The 17,748-nt window shown below is 54.0% G+C and carries 13 protein-coding genes; 12 read left to right on the forward strand and 1 reads right to left on the reverse strand.

Annotated elements, in window-relative coordinates:
* Positions 1-91: 91 nt before the first annotated feature.
* The 8 genes from GEAM_RS05160 to GEAM_RS05195 all read left to right on the forward strand — a co-directional run bounded on the left by GEAM_RS05160 (position 92) and on the right by GEAM_RS05195 (position 9,509).
* Positions 92-2,353, forward strand: a complete 2,262-nt coding sequence (locus GEAM_RS05160; RefSeq protein WP_072009866.1) for a ComEC family protein — start codon at positions 92-94, stop codon at positions 2,351-2,353.
* A 38-nt stretch (positions 2,354-2,391) separates the two neighbouring features.
* A complete protein-coding gene (msbA, locus tag GEAM_RS05165) occupies positions 2,392-4,140 on the forward strand; it encodes a lipid A ABC transporter ATP-binding protein/permease MsbA (protein WP_034789194.1) in 1,749 nt (582 codons plus the stop codon).
* Entirely contained in the window at positions 4,137-5,120 is a 984-nt protein-coding gene (gene lpxK / locus GEAM_RS05170) for a tetraacyldisaccharide 4'-kinase (RefSeq protein ID WP_034789197.1), read from the forward strand. The genes msbA and lpxK overlap by 4 nt, the downstream gene beginning before the upstream one ends.
* A gap of 512 nt (positions 5,121-5,632) precedes the next feature.
* A complete protein-coding gene (locus GEAM_RS05175) occupies positions 5,633-5,845 on the forward strand; it encodes a cold-shock protein (protein WP_034789203.1) in 213 nt (70 codons plus the stop codon).
* Positions 5,846-5,939: 94 nt separating this feature from the next.
* On the forward strand, positions 5,940-7,169 hold the full coding sequence (locus tag GEAM_RS05180; protein WP_034789206.1) for a winged helix-turn-helix domain-containing protein: 1,230 nt from the start codon (positions 5,940-5,942) through the stop codon (positions 7,167-7,169).
* Between the two features lie 358 nt (positions 7,170-7,527).
* Complete coding sequence (locus tag GEAM_RS05185) at positions 7,528-7,710, forward strand: Trm112 family protein (RefSeq protein ID WP_034789208.1); 183 nt, start codon at positions 7,528-7,530, stop codon at positions 7,708-7,710.
* Entirely contained in the window at positions 7,707-8,456 is a 750-nt protein-coding gene (gene kdsB / locus GEAM_RS05190; RefSeq protein ID WP_034789211.1) for a 3-deoxy-manno-octulosonate cytidylyltransferase, read from the forward strand. Before GEAM_RS05185 ends, kdsB begins: the two co-directional genes overlap by 4 nt.
* Before the next feature lie 159 nt (positions 8,457-8,615).
* The gene (locus tag GEAM_RS05195; RefSeq protein ID WP_034789214.1) at positions 8,616-9,509 is read left to right on the forward strand and encodes a YcbJ family phosphotransferase; all 894 of its coding nucleotides are present in this window, start codon (positions 8,616-8,618) and stop codon (positions 9,507-9,509) included.
* Between the two features lie 2 nt (positions 9,510-9,511).
* Here GEAM_RS05195 and elyC read toward each other — a convergent pair whose 3' ends face one another.
* Positions 9,512-10,282, reverse strand: coding sequence for an envelope biogenesis factor ElyC (gene elyC, locus GEAM_RS05200; protein ID WP_034789216.1), 771 nt, complete (start codon positions 10,280-10,282; stop codon positions 9,512-9,514).
* Positions 10,283-10,455: 173 nt separating this feature from the next.
* Between elyC and cmoM the strand changes: the two genes are divergently transcribed.
* Genes cmoM through mukB form a run of 4 tightly spaced genes read left to right on the forward strand, consistent with a single transcriptional unit; the run spans position 10,456 to position 17,714 of the window.
* Complete coding sequence (cmoM, locus tag GEAM_RS05205; protein ID WP_034789219.1) at positions 10,456-11,241, forward strand: tRNA uridine 5-oxyacetic acid(34) methyltransferase CmoM; 786 nt, start codon at positions 10,456-10,458, stop codon at positions 11,239-11,241.
* Complete coding sequence (gene mukF / locus GEAM_RS05210) at positions 11,238-12,560, forward strand: chromosome partition protein MukF (protein ID WP_034789221.1); 1,323 nt, start codon at positions 11,238-11,240, stop codon at positions 12,558-12,560. The genes cmoM and mukF overlap by 4 nt, the downstream gene beginning before the upstream one ends.
* Positions 12,541-13,269, forward strand: coding sequence for a chromosome partition protein MukE (mukE, locus tag GEAM_RS05215; RefSeq protein WP_034789231.1), 729 nt, complete (start codon positions 12,541-12,543; stop codon positions 13,267-13,269). The genes mukF and mukE overlap by 20 nt, the downstream gene beginning before the upstream one ends.
* Positions 13,266-17,714: a chromosome partition protein MukB gene (gene mukB / locus GEAM_RS05220; RefSeq protein WP_034789233.1), complete on the forward strand. Its 4,449-nt coding sequence runs from the start codon at positions 13,266-13,268 to the stop codon at positions 17,712-17,714. The genes mukE and mukB overlap by 4 nt, the downstream gene beginning before the upstream one ends.
* The last annotated feature ends 34 nt before the right edge of the window (positions 17,715-17,748 follow it).

Genomic DNA, 17,748 nt, shown 5'->3' on the forward strand with positions numbered 1-17,748 from the left:
ATACTTCCGCCAATGAATGCTGCTGGAAAAACAGCAACGAGTTTTTATCACTCGCCAACTAATGCAGTAAGGACGCCACATCAAAATCTCAATGGATGAGATAGCGCTGGCCGCGATCGCCGGAATGCTGCCACTGATTCTCCTTCCTCAACTTCCGGGTTTCTACATCTGTCTGCTGATGGCCATTGGCACGATCGCGGGCTGCTGGCTTAACCATAAGTTGTCTCTGCTGGCTGCTATCCTATTGCTCAGCATGCTATGGGGGACGCACAACGGTCACTCTCTGCTAAAGCAAACTGAGAGCCTGAGCCTTGGTAAGAAGGAGCTGATTGCCGAGATAAAAACCATCAATCTGCATCAGTCCGACAGTCAGTTGGTCACCTCCAAAATTGAACACGTCGACGGGGAGTTACTCTTTCCTCCAGTCTATTTTCGTAGCCGTTGGGAAGGGCAGGAGAGCTACTGCGCTGGTCAAAAGTGGCAGCTCAATGCCAATTTACGCCCGGTTCACGCACTGCTCAATGAAGGCGGGTTTGATAGCCAGCGCTGGGCCTTAGCCAATCGCTGGCCTTTAACAGGCAGGATCAGCAGCAAAACAGTCATCAACGCTGAATGCAGCCTGCGCCAGCGGCTCATCACCCACGTGCAGCAGGCTATTGCTCCTTTGGATAACGGCGCGGTGCTGATGGCTTTAGCCTTTGGCGAGAAGGGATTGATAAAGCCCGAAGATAAGCTGCTGATGCAGCGAACCGGCATTGCTCATCTGATTGCTATCTCTGGGCTGCACATTGGCATTGCGGCTTGGTTTGGCTATTTATTGGCGCGAGGGCTGCAATATTGCTTACCGCTTAAGTATATGGATTATCGTTTCCCGCTAATAATCAGTGAGCTAACCCTGCTGACCTACACTTGGCTGGCGGGGGGAAATGCTCCGGCTGTCAGGGCTGCCGTAGCCCTTTCGCTGTGGCTGCTGCTGCGATTTATGCGAGTTAAGTGCCACCCGTGGCAAATATGGCTGTGGTGCGTGGCGCTATTACTGATGAGCGATCCGATGAGCATTCTTTCAGACAGCTTCTGGCTCTCCTGCTTCGCCGTGGCGGCACTAATCTTCTGGTTTCAGTGGGCACCTTTACCCAAGAGAGTGGGGCATTCGTGGCGCTGGGCTGTTTTACGCTGGGCGCACTTGCAGCTGGGAATGACAATTTTGCTGCTGCCGATTCAAGTCGGCCTGTTCCACGGCGTTAATCTCGCTTCCTTCGCCGCCAATATGTGGGCGGTGCCTATCGTTTCATTATCTACCGTGCCTTTGGTGCTGCTTGGGGTGATGGGCACAGGCATTCTGCCAGCACTGATCACAGAGAAAACCTGGTTTATAGCAGACCAAAGCCTATCGCTGGCGTTTTGGGGAGTGAAGCGATTCGCCGGGGAGTGGTTTTACTTAAGTGAAGCAACAGTCGCGCTGAGTTTGGTGGGGTGGGGGAGCGTCATGGCTTGGCGTCTGGGCTGGCTGAGCATGTTTCCCGCCACGGTGATTGGCGTTTTTTCAGTGCTAATAGTCTGGTTCAACAGAGCCGAAGGGGAGAAGTGGCGCGTGGACATGGTGGATGTCGGCCATGGCTTGGCGGTGCTCATCAGCAAAAACGGCAAGGGCGTGTTATATGACACGGGAAACCGCTGGGAGAGGGGTTCGGCGGCCGAGATGAATATTTTGCCCTTGATGAGATGGCGTAACATTCAGCTCGAACAGATCATTATCAGCCATGCCCACGCCGATCATCGCGGTGGCCTAGACGCCATGAGAAAGGCATTTCCTTTAGCCACTTTGCGAGAAAGCACGGTGGATTCCCCACTACCGTGCCACGCCGGAGTCTCATGGCAGTGGCAAGGGCTCTCATTTACTGCGCTTTGGCCAGAGAAGGCGGGCGTTATTTCAGAGAATGATGACAGTTGCGTGGTGCGTGTGAGTGATGGCAATTTCAGTGTCTTGCTCACGGGAGATATCGAAACGGCTGCTGAGCGCAAAATTGTTTCAATATATCGAGGCGCGTTACAGTCGACCATCCTGCAAGTCCCTCATCACGGTAGCAATACTTCATCGACACCGCCTTTTCTGCGCGCGGTTGCGCCGGAACTGGCGATTTCTTCCTCGTCTCGCTTCAATAAGTGGCATCTGCCAGCACAAAAAGTGATGGCAAGGTATCGAAATGCCAAGGTGGCATGGCGTGACACTTCGCGTTCAGGCCAGTTATCTGTTCATTTTTATGACAAATATTGGCGGATAAATGGATTCAGGGAGCAAATATTTCCTCGTTGGTACCATCGGCGGTTTGGCGTATCAGGTGATAATGAGTAGAATGGGCCGCTGTTTCTTTCGCTGCTGGTTAATAATGCATTATGAATGATAAAGATCTCTCCACCTGGCAGACATTCCGCCGCCTTTGGCCGATGATTACCCCTTTCAAAGCGGGGCTTATCGCGGCGGCTGTTGCGCTGGTGGCTAACGCCGCGAGTGACACTTTCATGCTGTCGCTGCTGAAACCTCTGCTTGACGATGGTTTTGGCAAAGCCGATCGCTCCATCCTGTTATGGATGCCGCTGGCGGTTATCGCCTTAATGATTGTGCGCGGGATCAGTGGCTATATCTCCAGTTACTGCATTTCTTGGGTATCCGGCAAAGTGGTTATGCAGATGCGTCGCCGTCTGTTTGGTCACATGATGGGTATGCCGGTCGCCTTCTTCGACCAACAGTCTACGGGCACCTTGCTGTCACGTATTACTTATGATTCCGAACAGGTTGCTTCCTCTTCTTCCAGCGCGTTGGTTACCGTCGTGCGTGAAGGGGCTTCAATCATTGGCCTGTTCATCATGATGTTCTACTACAGCTGGCAGCTTTCGATCATTCTGGTGGTGATTGCGCCAATCGTCTCGATTGTTATCCGTCTGGTTTCTAAACGTTTTCGCGATATCAGCAAAAACATGCAGAACACCATGGGTCATGTGACGACCAGCGCCGAGCAGATGCTCAAAGGTCATAAAGAAGTGCTGATCTTTGGCGGCCAGAAGGTGGAAACCGAGCGTTTCGATTCTGTCAGCAACCGCATGCGTCAGCAGGGTATGCGTTTGGTGTCAGCGTCATCAATTTCTGACCCGATTATTCAGCTGATCGCCTCTCTGGCGCTGGCCTTTGTGCTTTACGCCGCAAGCTTCCCATCTGTGATGGAAACGCTGAGTGCCGGTACTATCACGGTAGTGTTCTCTTCAATGATCGCGTTAATGCGCCCGTTGAAATCCCTGACTAACGTCAATGCCCAATTCCAGCGCGGTATGGCGGCTTGCCAGACGCTGTTCTCTATCCTCGATATGGAGCAGGAGAAGGATGAAGGTAAACGCGTCGTTGAGCGCGCTAAAGGCGACATTGAGTTCAAAAACGTCACCTTTACCTATCCAGGCCGTGATGCTCCGGCACTGCGCGATGTTGCTTTCAGCATCCCGGCGGGTCGCACTGTTGCTCTAGTAGGGCGTTCTGGCTCGGGTAAATCGACCATTGCCAGCCTGATGACCCGTTTCTACGATATTCAGGAAGGCGAAATCTTGATGGACGGCCATGATTTGCGTGAATACACGCTGTCATCGCTGCGTAATCAGGTCGCGCTGGTATCGCAAAACGTGCATCTGTTCAACGATACTATTGCCAATAACATTGCCTATGCGCGCACTGACGTCTTCAGCCGCGAAGAGATTGAGAAAGCCGCCACCATGGCCTATGCCATGGACTTCATTAATAAAATGGATAACGGCCTCGATACGGTAATTGGCGAGAACGGCGTGCTGCTGTCAGGCGGCCAACGTCAGCGTATTGCCATTGCCCGTGCTCTGCTGCGTGACTCACCGGTGCTGATCCTCGATGAGGCCACTTCGGCGCTGGATACCGAGTCTGAGCGTGCGATTCAGTCTGCACTCGATGAGTTGCAGAAGAACCGTACTTCGTTGGTGATTGCGCACCGCCTCTCAACCATTGAAAAAGCTGATGAAATTCTGGTAATTGAAGATGGTCGCGTGGTTGAGCGTGGGACGCACGCTGAGCTGCTTGAGCAGCGCGGCGCTTATGCCCAGTTGCACCGGATGCAGTTTGGTCAATGATAGAGCGAATCTGGTCAGGCAAGTCGCCACTTTATCTCCTGCTTTTGCCCCTTTCATGGCTGTATGGGCTGATAACCTGCGGGTTACGGCTCTGCTATAGAAAGGGCTGGAAAAAGAGCTGGCGCTCGCCTGTCCCGATTATCGTGGTCGGTAATCTCACTGCCGGTGGCAATGGTAAAACGCCGGTAGTGATTTGGCTGATTGAGCTGTTACAGCGTCAGGGATTACGCGCAGGCGTGGTGTCTCGCGGCTATGGCGGCAAAGCTGACAGCTATCCGCTGGTGCTTGATGCAAGTACCAAAACGGCCGAAGCGGGCGACGAACCGGTACTGATTTACCAACGCACTGGCGCTCCAGTCGCTGTGTCGCCGGTCCGTTCGGACGCGGTAAAAGCCTTGCTCGAACATCATCAGCTCGACGTGATTGTCACCGACGATGGCCTTCAGCATTATGCTTTGCAGCGTGATGTCGAGATTGTGGTGGTTGATGGCATTCGACGTTTCGGCAACGGCTGGTGGTTACCGGCGGGGCCGATGCGTGAAAGGGCTTCGCGACTCAACTCAGTGGACGCCGTGATCACCAATGGTGGGCAGAGCGAGCCGGGCGAAATCGCCATGCAGTTGCAGCCGGGAATGGCCGTCAACTTGCTGACAGGTGAACAGCGCGATGCGACCTTGCTGCCGCAGGTAGTTGCTATGGCCGGCATTGGGCATCCTCCACGCTTCTTCGCCACCCTGAAGAACCTTCAAGTAACCACGCAAGCCGAGTTCGCCTTTGCGGACCATCAGGATTACCAATTCGAGCAACTCAATGCTCTGCTGGGTGCTGAACAAACCCTGTTGATGACTGAAAAAGACGCGGTTAAATGCAGAAGTTTTGCGCAGCCTAACTGGTGGTATTTACCGGTTAATGCGCAAATTTCAGACAGTGATACAGCCCGCCTGCTGGCCAAAATCCATCACGTCATCACTAAAAAATAGTCCGTTGCCAGCCATGGCAGGCTTTGTTTACATTTCTTCAAATTAAAAAAATAATTAATTTACCAGCTAATAAGCTGATTTATATGGAATATAAATCAATGTTGGCGGGTTAAATATTTTTTTGATTTATAGGTCTTGCTATCTGATTTGAGTTGTGAGTAAATGCAGTCCGGCCTGCGAAGCAGAGCTATTTATGTCCGAGTTTACAATCTAGCAGTTCCTCCCAAGACGTTATCTTTGATAAAACGATTCCTCTTCAAGTCGAAACTTCTAAGTACCTCCCCATAAGTAATCAATCTACTCGATTGGCCCTAAACGCCGTACGGCAGACAGTCTTAGCAATGCTACTTCATGATAATAAGACGCTGACTTACAAGGCGAAAAAACTAATAAATTATTTCACAATCGCTCATTAGAGGTTTTTATAAAAAAATAACTTTAGAGTGGGCAAGCGCATCCGAACAATAATAAAAAGCGTGTTCATGGATGCCCAAAATAAAGGATCTACAATTATGATGTTAAAAATGGGTTTAGTTAAATGGTACAACCAAGCCAAAGGCTACGGTTTCATTTGCCCTCTCGACGGCTCGTCTGAAATTTATGTTCAGCGCGCTTCCATTGCCAACACGGGCAATAAATCTTTGAATGCGGGCCAGCGCGTAGAGTTCACCACCTACCGCAGCGTTGCTCACGGTCCGGCTGCTGCCGATGTGATCGCTTTCTAAGTTTGAGCTGTACCCCAGACCTTGGCGCGTAAATTTACGCCCAGGTCAAAATGTGTTATCGGTATCTGTAATGCTTTCATCAACGGATACCGATATGTCTTACCCGGTTATTTCTCTCTCTGCCGCTCGCACCTTGCACCTCGCTGCTCAACAACTCCAACACCCACTCAAGCGCAAACCTCAACGTGAAGACCTTTTGTCAGCCATTACCCAAATGGGATTGCTGCAAATAGACACCATTAGCGTGGTCGCGCGCAGCCCTTATTTAGTGCTTTTCAGCCGTCTGGGACATTATCCGCAGGAGTGGCTGGAAGACGCGCTGGCGTCGGGAAAACTGTTTGAGTATTGGGCACACGAAGCCTGTTTTATCCCCATCGAAGACTATTCATTGCTGCGCCACCGCATGCTTGCGCCGGAGAATATGGGCTGGAAATACTCCGCCGAGTGGGTGGAAAAGCATCAAGAAGACATTGACGGCATTCTCAGTCATATTGCGGAAAACGGCCCGGTGCGCTCGGCAGATTTCGCCGGAGAGAAGCGTTCCGCCACCGGCTGGTGGGACTGGAAACCGCATAAACGGCATCTGGAAACGCTGTTTACGGCGGGCAAGCTGATGGTGGTGGAGCGCCGCAGTTTCCATCGAGTTTACGACCTCACCGAGCGAGTGATGCCCGACTGGGATGACCTCACGCAGGCTCTATCACAGCAGGATGCCGAAGAGGTCATGCTGCGCCGCTCGGCGCAAAGTCTGGGGCTATTCAAACCCGAGTGGCTGGCAGATTACTATCGCCTGAAGCGCATTAAAGCGCAGGAGGTGATATCTCGCTGGTTGGCAAGCGGCGAGGTTAGGGCGGTCAACGTGAAGGGGCTGGATGGCCTGTTTTACGTGCATCAGAGTCAGTATCCTCTGCTGGAACAGGCGATTAGCGGCAAAATTAGCTCGACGGTCACCGCGCTGCTTTCACCTTTCGATCCGGTAGTGTGGGACAGAAAACGCGCCCTGGCGCTGTTCAATTTCGACTACCGTCTGGAATGTTATACCCCGGAGCCTAAGCGCCAATACGGCTATTTCACATTACCTATTTTGAATCGCGGGGAGCTGATTGGGCGCGTGGATGCCAAGATGCATCGCAAAGATAAAGCCTTTGAAGTCAAAACTCTGCACCTTGAGAATGGCACTAAACTGCCGCCAAGACGCATCAAAGACATTACCGACGCTGTCAGCCGTTTTGCCTTGTGGCACGGTGCTGAACAGGTGCAGATAGGGAAGGTGCCGGAGGAGCTACAACTGCATTGGGGGGCGGGCTGGTCCCTGCTCAAATAAACAATCGGCTGCCATGGGCAGCCGTTTTTCGCAGGGTGAGAATGTCAAAACAGCCTTAGTTGCTGTAGTTGGCAAACATCGCGATGATTTTGTGGATCAGTTTCATTTCAGTGCTCGTCAGTAGAAATTTAATGTGACTTGTGTCACAAAAAAATACTACGCCGACCTCGGGCTTTTATCAATCTCTGTTTCGGCCTTTCGGCGATTTTACCCTGCTTTGCAGCCTATATTGCGCATGTCAGATTAACCTTGGCGGGAGGGTTATGGTATTCTTTGCCACCATAGCGCTTTGTCAAAACACGCATTGTTGCAGTTGCTTGGCCCTCAAGCGTGCAATTTAAATGCTCCGGGAGAATGTATGGATCATCGTTTACTCGAAATTGTTGCTTGCCCAGTCTGTACCGGTAAGCTTTATTTCAATAAAGAGTCGCAAGAATTAATTTGTAAAGTGGACGGCTTGGCTTATCCGGTGCGCGACGGCATTCCGGTATTGTTGGAAACTGAAGCCCGTGCGCTTTCTGCTGACGAGACGCATCCATGAGTTTTATTGCCATCATTCCTGCCCGCTTTGCTTCCAGCCGCCTGCCGGGGAAACCTTTGGCGGATATCGGCGGTAAGCCAATGGTCGTCCATGTGATGGAACGCGCGAAAGAGTCCGGCGCCGATCGCGTTATCGTCGCTACCGACCATCCTGATGTGTTTGCTGCGGTACAAGCAGCGGGTGGCGAAGTCTGTATGACCCGCGCTGATCACCAGTCTGGCACGGAACGTCTGGCCGAAGTCATTGAGCTGTACGGCTTTTCTGATGAAGATATTATCGTCAACGTGCAGGGCGATGAGCCTCTGGTGCCGCCGGTCATTATCAAGCAAGTTGCGGAAAACCTTGCCTCCTGTGAAGCGGGCATGGCGACGCTGGCGGTGCCGATTGAAACGGCCGAAGAGGCATTCAACCCTAATGCGGTGAAAGTGGTGATGGACGCCAAAGGCTACGCGCTCTATTTCTCACGGGCGACCATTCCTTGGGAGCGCGAGCGTTTCGCGAAATCCAAAGAGACCGTCGGCGACACCTTCCTGCGCCACATTGGCATTTATGCTTATCGCGCAGGTTTTATTCGCCGTTATGTCAACTGGGCGCCAAGCCCGCTTGAGCATATTGAGCTGTTGGAGCAACTTCGCGTACTGTGGTACGGCGAGAAAATCCACGTCGCGGTGGCGAAAGAAGTGCCTTCCGTTGGCGTCGACACGCCGGAAGATTTGCAGCGCGTGCGTGAGTTGTTGGCGCACTAATCAGCTTCCCCTCGGCTTCGCGCCTTGCAAAGCTATACTGATACGGAATGTCATTGGCATTCCGTTTTTTATTCTGCGACTTTCATTGATCTGCCGCCGAGAAATCGTCGGAAAATGCTTTCATCATAAACCTCATCACTTCTTCACTGTGTAACCGTCATGGAACAGCTGAAAGCCGAACTGAGTATTGTGCTGGGTGAGCGCCTGTCTCGCCTTGAATGCGTGAGCGAACAACCTTATGCCCATCTGTATGCGATTTACGATGAGCAGGGGCACGCCGTGCCGTTAATGGCGAAAAGCTATGTTTGCGCAGGCATTGCCAGCCAAGAGGCCTATAAATTGTCGATGCTGGCGCGCGAGGGCGTGGTGCGCGTGCCGACGGTATTTGGTCTGGTTACCACCAGCCAATCGCCTTTCAAGGAAGTCTTGCTGATTGAGCGCCTGCGCGGCGTTTCTGCCGAAGCCCCGACCCGCACGCCACAGCGCGGGGAGACGCTGATAGAACAGATTATTGAGGGGTTGCTGGCGTGGCACAGAATAGACAGCCACGGCCACGTGGGCACGGTGGACAGCACGCAGGAGAATAAGTGGCCGCTGTGGTATCAGCAGCGAGTCGAGGCGCTTTGGGCCTCGGTCAGCCATTTGCAGTCAGCGCAACTGACGCAGGAAGATCGCACCTTACTGTTCCGCTCTCGCGCCAGCTTACCCAGCCTGTTTGCTGATTTTAATGACAATTCCGTGCTGCTTCACGGCAATCTTTCACTGCGCAGTCTGCTAAAAGACCCGCGCAGTGACCAGCTGCTGGCGATGATCAACCCCGGCACGCTGCTGTGGGGGCCGAGGGAGTTCGAGTTGTTCCGCCTGTGGGAGAAAGGGATGAGCGAGCAGCTGCTATTTCGCTATTTACAGCGCGCGCCGGTCTCAGAAAGCTTCCTTACCCGACGCGGTTTATATCTTCTGTGGGAGTCTGTCTCCCATCTGCTGCATACCGGCAAACTGGATCGCCCGGCGTTTGAGCAGGCCAAACGCCAACTGCTTCCGTGGCTTAACTAAGCTCAGTCGCTGCTGCCGCCAATTCGTTGCCAGATGCGCCCCATGCTTTCATACCAAACACGCTCGCTATGGCCTAAGTAGATCGAGCTGGGCAATATTTTCTCCCACGGATTCAACGGCGAGTCGATAGCCAGCTGATTGGCCGGAGCAGGGATAGGGTGTAGCCCCTGTTGCTGGAAGAAAATCAGGGCGCGCGGCAGGTGGTTGGCAGAGGTCACCAGCGCCATTGGCTGCTCTCCAATGTGTATTTTCACCTGCTCGGCTTCTTCGTGAGTATCACGCGGGGTGTCGAGCATGATGATATCGCTCTGCGGCACGCCAAGGCTGACAGCCACTTTCGCCGCCACTTCTGCCGTACTCACCGGGTTGCCAATGGCTCTTCCGCCGGTAAAAATCATCTTCGACCCCGGATTCTCCCGATAAATGCGTATCCCTTCGGTTACACGCGGCAGACTGTTATTGATCAAATTGGAACTGGGTGCCCAGTCTGGGTTATAAGTGTACCCGCCACCGAGCACCACCACATATTTTAGCGGCTGCGCGCTATTGGCACGGTAAGTGGGATAGCTGGACTCCAGCGGACGCAGCAATGTATCAGCGACAGGTTGCAAGCTTAATAAGGCCAGAACGAGCCAACTCAGTAAAAAGCAGACTTTCCCGGCTTTCTGCCATCGCGTAAACCACAGTAAAACCAGCGCTACGGCCATGATCAATAATATAAAGGGAAGCGGAAGCAGCAGGCCGCCGATGGCTTTTTTGAGGATAAATGGCATCGAAAATAGGTCCTTTTGAGCGAAAAAACGACATCCAGGCGCGAATCCACATTGGGATGATTTATTCTACGTCAGCCTGTGCCAAAATAGCAGGCGCGGCCGTCCCGCAATGCCAACTATTTCGGTTATGATTTCATTCAACAAAATGCGCTATCAGGAACAGGTATCATTTCATGCAGGATCGTAATTTCGACGATATCGCCGAAAAGTTCTCACGCAATATTTACGGTACGACCAAAGGCCGTATTCGTCAGGCCGTGCTGGGACAAGATCTTCGCGAACTGATCGCCACGCTGCCGCAGAGGCCGCTGCGCATTTTGGATGCGGGTGGTGGTGAAGGGCAGATGGCGTGCGAACTCGCCGCTTTAGGACATCAGGTCTTGTTGTGCGATCTCTCTGGTGAGATGATCCGCCGCGCCAAAGCGGCCGCCGAGGAAAAAGGTGTGAGCGACAACATGCAATTTGTACAATGTCCCGCTCAGAACGTCGCTCAGCATTTGGAACAGCCTGTTGATCTGATATTGTTTCACGCGGTGATCGAATGGCTGGCAGAACCTCAAGAGGCTTTGCAGGCATTAACCGATTGTTTGGCGCCGGGTGGTGCCTTGTCGCTAATGTTTTACAATATCCATGGTCTGGTGATGCGTCACATGATCTTGGGTAACTTCGGTCACGTCGAAGCAGGCGTGCCAAAAATTAAAAAAAGCTCGCTGTTGCCGGATCATCCTCTGGAACCTCAACAAGTTTATGCATGGCTTGAAGAGCTGGGGATGACTATTGCTGGCAAAACCGGTGTTCGCGTTTTCCATGATTACTTGCGTAACCGGCAACAACATAAACAGGATTTCGACGAGCTTCTGGCGCTGGAACAGCGTTATTGCCGACAGGAACCTTTTGTTAGTTTGGGACGTTACATCCACGTGATGGCGCACAAACCCAATCTGAAGGACGAATCATGAGTGAATTTTCCCAGACTGTACCCGAACTGGTCGCCTGGGCGCGCAAAAATGACTTCTCCATTTCTCTGCCTACCGAACGTCTGGCCTTTCTGCTGGCAATTGCTACGCTGAACGGCGAGCGTCTGGACGGTGAAATGAGCGAGGGTGAGCTGGTCGATGCATTTCGCCACGTAAGCAAAGGCTTCGAGCAAACCCATGAAACGGTCACCGTGCGCGCCAACAACGCCATTAATGACATGGTGCGTCAGCGTTTACTCAATCGTTTTGTCAGTGAACTGGCTGACGGCAATGCCATTTATCGTTTAACGCCGCTGGGCATTGGCATCACCGACTACTATATCCGTCAACGTGAATTCTCGACGCTGCGCCTCTCCATGCAGCTGTCCATCGTGGCCCAAGAGCTTAAGCGCGCCGCGGATGCCGCCGAAGAGGGCGGTGATGAGTTTCATTGGCACCGCAACGTTTTCGCGCCGCTGAAATATTCCGTGGCGGAGATTTTTGACAGCATCGACATGACGCAGCGCATCATGGACGAGCAGCAGCAGGGCGTGAAAGACGATATCGCCGCGCTGTTAAACAAAGATTGGCGTGCGGCCATTTCCAGCTGTGAAATGCTGCTATCTGAAACTTCAGGTACGCTGCGTGAGTTGCAAGATACGCTGGAAGCCGCGGGTGACCTGTTGCAGGCGCATTTACTGCGGATTCAGGATTCGACCATGGGCGAAAGCGAGCTGAGCTTCGTCGATAAGTTAGTCTTTGATTTACAAAGCAAGTTAGACCGTATCACCAGCTGGGGCCAGCAAGCGATTGACCTGTGGATCGGTTATGATCGCCATGTTCACAAATTTATCCGTACCGCGATCGACATGGATAAAAACCGCGTCTTTGCTCAGCGCCTGCGTCAGTCCGTCCAAAATTACTTCGACAACCCTTGGACCTTAACCTTTGCGAATGCAGAGCGTTTACTGGATATGCGTGATGAAGAGCTGGCGCTGCGCAGTGAAGAGGTGACCGGTGAACTTCCGCCGGACCTGGAATATGAAGAATTTAGTGAAATCCGTGAGCAGCTTGCCGCAATGATTGAGCAAGCGCTGCAAGTGTATCAACAACAGAAGACGCCGCTCAATCTGGGCACCGTGATGCGCGATTACCTTGAACAGTACCCGCGCGCGCGGCATTTTGACGTAGCGCGAATTGTGGTCGACCAGGCTGTACGCCTTGGTGTGGCTGAAGCAGATTTTTCAGGGTTGCCAGCCGAATGGCAGGCAATCAATGATTTCGGAGCCAAGGTGCAGGCCCATGTCATCGACAAATATTGAACACATAATGCCAGCTAAGCTGGCGCAAGCGTTGGCAAATTCCGTATTTCCTGCTCTGGACAGTCAGCTGCGTTCTGGCCGTCACATTGGCATTGACGAATTGGATAACCACGCTTTCCTGATGGACTATCAGGAAGAACTCGAGCTGTTTTACAGTCGCTACAGCGTTGAATTGATCCGCGCGCCGGAAGGTTTCTTCTACCTGCGCCCGCGTTCTACCACGCTTATCCCGCGTTCGGTGCTTTCCGAGCTGGACATGATGGTAGGGAAAATCCTCTGCTATCTGTACCTCAGCCCTGAGCGTCTGGCGCATGAAGGCATTTTCACCCAGCAGGAACTGTATGATGAGCTGCTCAGCCTTGCCGATGAAAGCAAGCTGCTGAAATACGTCAATCAGCGTTCTACCGGCTCTGACCTTGACCGCCAGAAGCTGCAAGAGAAGGTCAGAACCTCGCTGAACCGCCTGCGCCGCTTGGGCATGGTGTGGTTTATGGGTGCCGACAGCAGTAAATTCCGCATTACCGAAGCCGTGTTCCGCTTCGGGGCAGATGTACGCAGTGGCGATGACGCCCGCGAAGCGCAGTTGCGAATGATCCGCGACGGTGAAGCAATGCCAATTGAAAGCGCGTTATCGCTGAATGACGAAAACGAAGACAGCGAATCGCCAACCGAACAAGGGCATGACAGCGCAGAGGACGAACAGGAATGATTGAACGCGGTAAATTTCGCTCACTAACGCTGGTTAACTGGAACGGCTTCTTTGCGCGTACTTTTGACCTTGATGCTTTGGTTACCACGCTTTCGGGCGGCAACGGGGCGGGTAAATCCACCACCATGGCGGCCTTCGTCACGGCGCTTATCCCTGACTTAACCTTGCTGCACTTTCGTAACACCACCGAGGCTGGCGCGACATCTGGCTCTCGTGACAAAGGTCTGCACGGTAAGCTGCGCGCGGGCGTCTGCTACTCCACTCTCGACGTAGTGAACTCGCGCCATCAGCGGGTGATCGTCGGCGTGCGTTTGCAGCAGGTTGCCGGGCGTGATCGTAAAGTGGATATCAAACCTTTCACCATTCAAGGTCTGCCTACTGCGATTCAGCCTACAGAGATTTTGACTCAGACCGTGGGCGACCGTCAGGCGCGCGTGCTGTCGCTGCAAGAGCTGAAAGACAGCGTCGAAGCGATGGAAGGGGTGCAGTTCAAGCAGTTCAACTCGATCACTGACTATCACTCGCTGATGTTTGATCTGGGTGTGATCCCGCGCCGTCTGCGCACCGCGTCCGATCGCAGCAAGTTCTATCGCCTGATTGAAGCCTCGCTGTACGGCGGGATTTCCAGCGCCATCACCCGCTCTCTGCGCGACTACCTGTTGCCTGAAAACAGCGGCGTGCGCAAAGCCTTCCAAGACATGGAAGCCGCGCTGCGCGAGAACCGCATGACGCTGGAAGCCATTCGCGTAACCCAGTCTGACCGTGACCTGTTCAAGCACCTGATCTCCGAGGCCACCTCTTACGTTGCCGCCGACTATATGCGCCATGCCAATGAGCGACGCATCCATCTCGACGGCGCGCTGGTGCTGCGTAATGACTTGCTGACCAGCCGTAAACAGCTCTCCAGCGAGCAGTATCGTCACGTAGAAATGGCCCGTGAATTGGCCGAGCAGAGCGGCTCGCAAAGTGATTTAGAGACCGATTATCAGGCGGCCAGTGACCACTTGAGTTTGGTGCAGACGGCGATGCGTCAGCAGGAAAAAATCGAGCGCTATGAAAGCGACCTCGAGGAGCTGACTTATCGTCTCGAAGAACAAAATGAAGTGGTTGCCGAAGCCAGCGAGCTGCACGCCGAGCACGAAGCCCGTGCCGAAGCCGCTGAGATTGAAGTGGATGAGCTGAAGAGCCAGCTGGCTGATTACCAGCAGGCGCTGGACGTGCAGCAAACCCGTGCCATTCAGTATCAGCAGGCGTTGCACGCCCTTGAGCGCGCGCGCGAACTGTGCCAAATCCCTGACCTTTCGAGCCAGAACAGCGAAGAGTGGCTGGAAACCTTCCAAAGCAAAGAGCAAGAAGCCACAGATATTCTGCTGATGCTTGAGCAGAAGATGAGCGTGGCCGACGCGGCGCACAGCCAGTTCGAAAACGCTTATCAGCTGGTGGTGAAAATCGCCGGTGAAGTGAGCCGCAGCGAAGCATGGCAAACCGCGCGTGAATTGCTGCGCGACTGGTCTTCTCAACAGCATCAGGCCGAGCGCGTAGAACCACTGCGCATGCGCCTGTCCGAGCTGGAAGGTCGCCTGCGCGAGCAGCAAGACGCCGAGCGCCAATTGCAGGAGTTCTGCAAACGTTCGGGTCAGGATGTCCATCCTGAAGATCTTGATGAACTGCAACGCGAGCTGGAAGTACAGATTGAAGAGTTGTCTGGCGTGGTTTCCCAAGCCGGCGAACGCCGCATGGAAATGCGTCAGGAACTCGAACGCGTGCAAGCCCGTATTCGTGAGCTGACCGCACGCGCGCCCGTTTGGCTGGCGGCGCAAGATGCGTTGAGCCAACTGAGCGAGCAGAGCAAAGAGCCGCTGGAAAGTAGCCAGCAGGTCACTGAGTACATGCAGCAGATGCTGGAAAGCGAGCGCGAAACCACGGTTGAGCGCGACGAAGTGGCTTCACGCAAAAAACGCATTGAAGGGCAGATAACTCGCCTTAGCCAGCCGAGCGGCGCGGAAGATTCGCGAATGATTGCGCTGGCCGAACGTTTTGGCGGCGTTCTGCTCTCCGAGATTTATGACGACGTCACCATTGATGACGCGCCTTACTTCTCCGCACTTTACGGGCCATCCCGCCACGCCATCGTGGTGCCAGATCTCTCTCTGATCCGCGATCAGCTTGACGGTTTGGACGATTGCCCGGAAGACCTTTATCTGATTGAAGGGGATCCGCAGTCCTTCGATGACAGCGTGTTTGCCGTCGAAGAGATGCAGGGCGCGGTACTGGTCAAAACCGGCGACCGCCAGTGGCGTTATTCCCACTTCCCGCAAGTGCCTCTGTTTGGCCGCGCGGCGCGTGAGAATCGCCTCGAAACCTTACATAAAGAGCGCGAAACCCTGTCTGAGCGTTATGCGACTCTGTCGTTTGACGTGCAGAAGATCCAGCGTGTGCATCAGGCCTTCAGCCGCTTCATCGGCAGTCACTTGGCGGTGGCGTTTGACGCCGACCCAGAAGCAGAGATCCGCACCCTCAGCGGCCGTCGCGGTGAGCTGGAGCGCGCCCTGAACTCGCATGAAGGTGCCAACCAGCAGCAGCGCCAGCAGTATGAACAGGCAAAAGAGTCGGTTGCCATGCTCAACAAGCTGCTGCCGCGCGTCGGCTTGCTGTGTGACGAAACCTTGATTGATCGTGTCGAAGAGATCCGTGAAGAGCTGGAAGAAGCGCAGGATTCTGCCCGCTTTATTCAGCAACACAGCGCGTCTCTTACCAAGCTGGAGCCGCTGGTTTCTGTGCTGCAAAGTGACCCAGAGCAGCACGACCAGCTGAAAGAAGATTATGCGCAGGCCCAGCACGCCCAGCGGCTGGCGAAGCAGCAGGCCTTCTCGCTGACCGAAGTGGTTCAGCGCCGGGCGCACTTCGGCTATACCGACTCTGCGGGCATGCTAACTGAAAACTCGGATTTGAATGACAAGCTGCGTCAGCGTCTTGAGCATGCAGAAGCCGAGCGTACCCGTGCGCGCGAGCAGATGCGTCAGCATCAGGCGCAATACGCCCAGTACAATCAAGTGTTGGCGTCGCTGAAAAGTTCGTTCGATGCTAAGCGCGACATGTTGAAAGAGCTGGGGCAAGAGCTGCAGGATATCGGCGTGCAGGCAGACGCTAATGCCGAAGCTCGTGCCAAAACGCGCCGTGACGAGCTGCATGCAGCCTTGAGCACCAACCGCGCGCGTTGCAACCAGCTGGAAAAACAGATCACCTTCTGCGAAGCCGAAATGGACAACTTGCAGAAGAAACTGCGCAAGCTTGAGCGCGACTATCACCAGAGCCGCGAACACGTGGTGACGGCGAAGGCCGGCTGGTGCGCCGTGATGCGTTTGGTGAAAGACAATGGCGTCGAGCGCCGTCTGCACCGCCGCGAACTGGCCTATATGGACGGCGACGAGCTGCGATCCATGTCGGATAAATCGCTGGGTGCGCTGCGCCTGGCGGTGGCTGACAACGAGCACTTGCGCGACGTTCTGCGTCTTTCCGAAGATCCAAAACGCCCTGAGCGCAAAATTCAGTTCTACATCGCGGTGTATCAGCATCTGCGCGAGCGAATTCGTCAGGATATTATTCGCACCGACGACCCGGTTGAAGCTATCGAACAGATGGAAATCGAGCTGGGCCGCCTGACCGAAGAGCTGACCGCGCGTGAGCAGCAGCTGGCGATCAGCTCGAAAAGCGTGGCGAATATTATTCGCAAAACCATTCAACGCGAGCAGAACCGCATTCGCATGCTCAACCAAGGGCTGCAGGCCGTGGCCTTCGGTCAGGTTAAGAGTGTGCGCCTTAACGTTAACGTTCGTGAAGCGCATGCCGGGCTGCTGGACGTGCTCTCCGAGCAGCAAGATCAGCATCAGGACCTGTTTAGCAGCAATCGCCTCACCTTCTCTGAAGCATTAGCGAAGCTCTATCAGCGCCTGAATCCGCAGATCGACATGGGTCAGCGTACGCCACAGACCATCGGCGAGGAGTTACTGGATTACCGTAACTACCTTGAGATGGAAGTGGAGGTTAACCGTGGATCTGACGGCTGGTTGCGTGCAGAGAGCGGTGCGCTGTCCACCGGTGAGGCTATCGGTACCGGTATGTCAATTCTGGTGATGGTGGTGCAGAGCTGGGAAGAAGAGTCGAGCCGTATGCGCGGTAAAGACATTTCGCCTTGCCGCCTGCTGTTCCTCGATGAAGCTGCGCGTCTGGATGCTAAATCCATCGCCACTCTGTTCGAACTCTGCGACCGTCTTGAGATGCAGCTGATTATCGCCGCACCTGAAAACATCAGTCCGGAGAAAGGCACAACCTATAAGCTGGTGCGTAAAGTGTTCAACAACCACGAGCACGTTCACGTGGTGGGCCTGCGCGGTTTCGCCGCCGAGCTACCGGCAACAGTGGATGCGGAAGTAGAAAACGGCTGATAGTCGCCGGGCTCCACGTATAAAAAAAGCCCCG

This window comes from Ewingella americana ATCC 33852 (genome assembly GCF_000735345.1).
GTDB lineage: Bacteria > Pseudomonadota > Gammaproteobacteria > Enterobacterales > Enterobacteriaceae > Ewingella > Ewingella americana.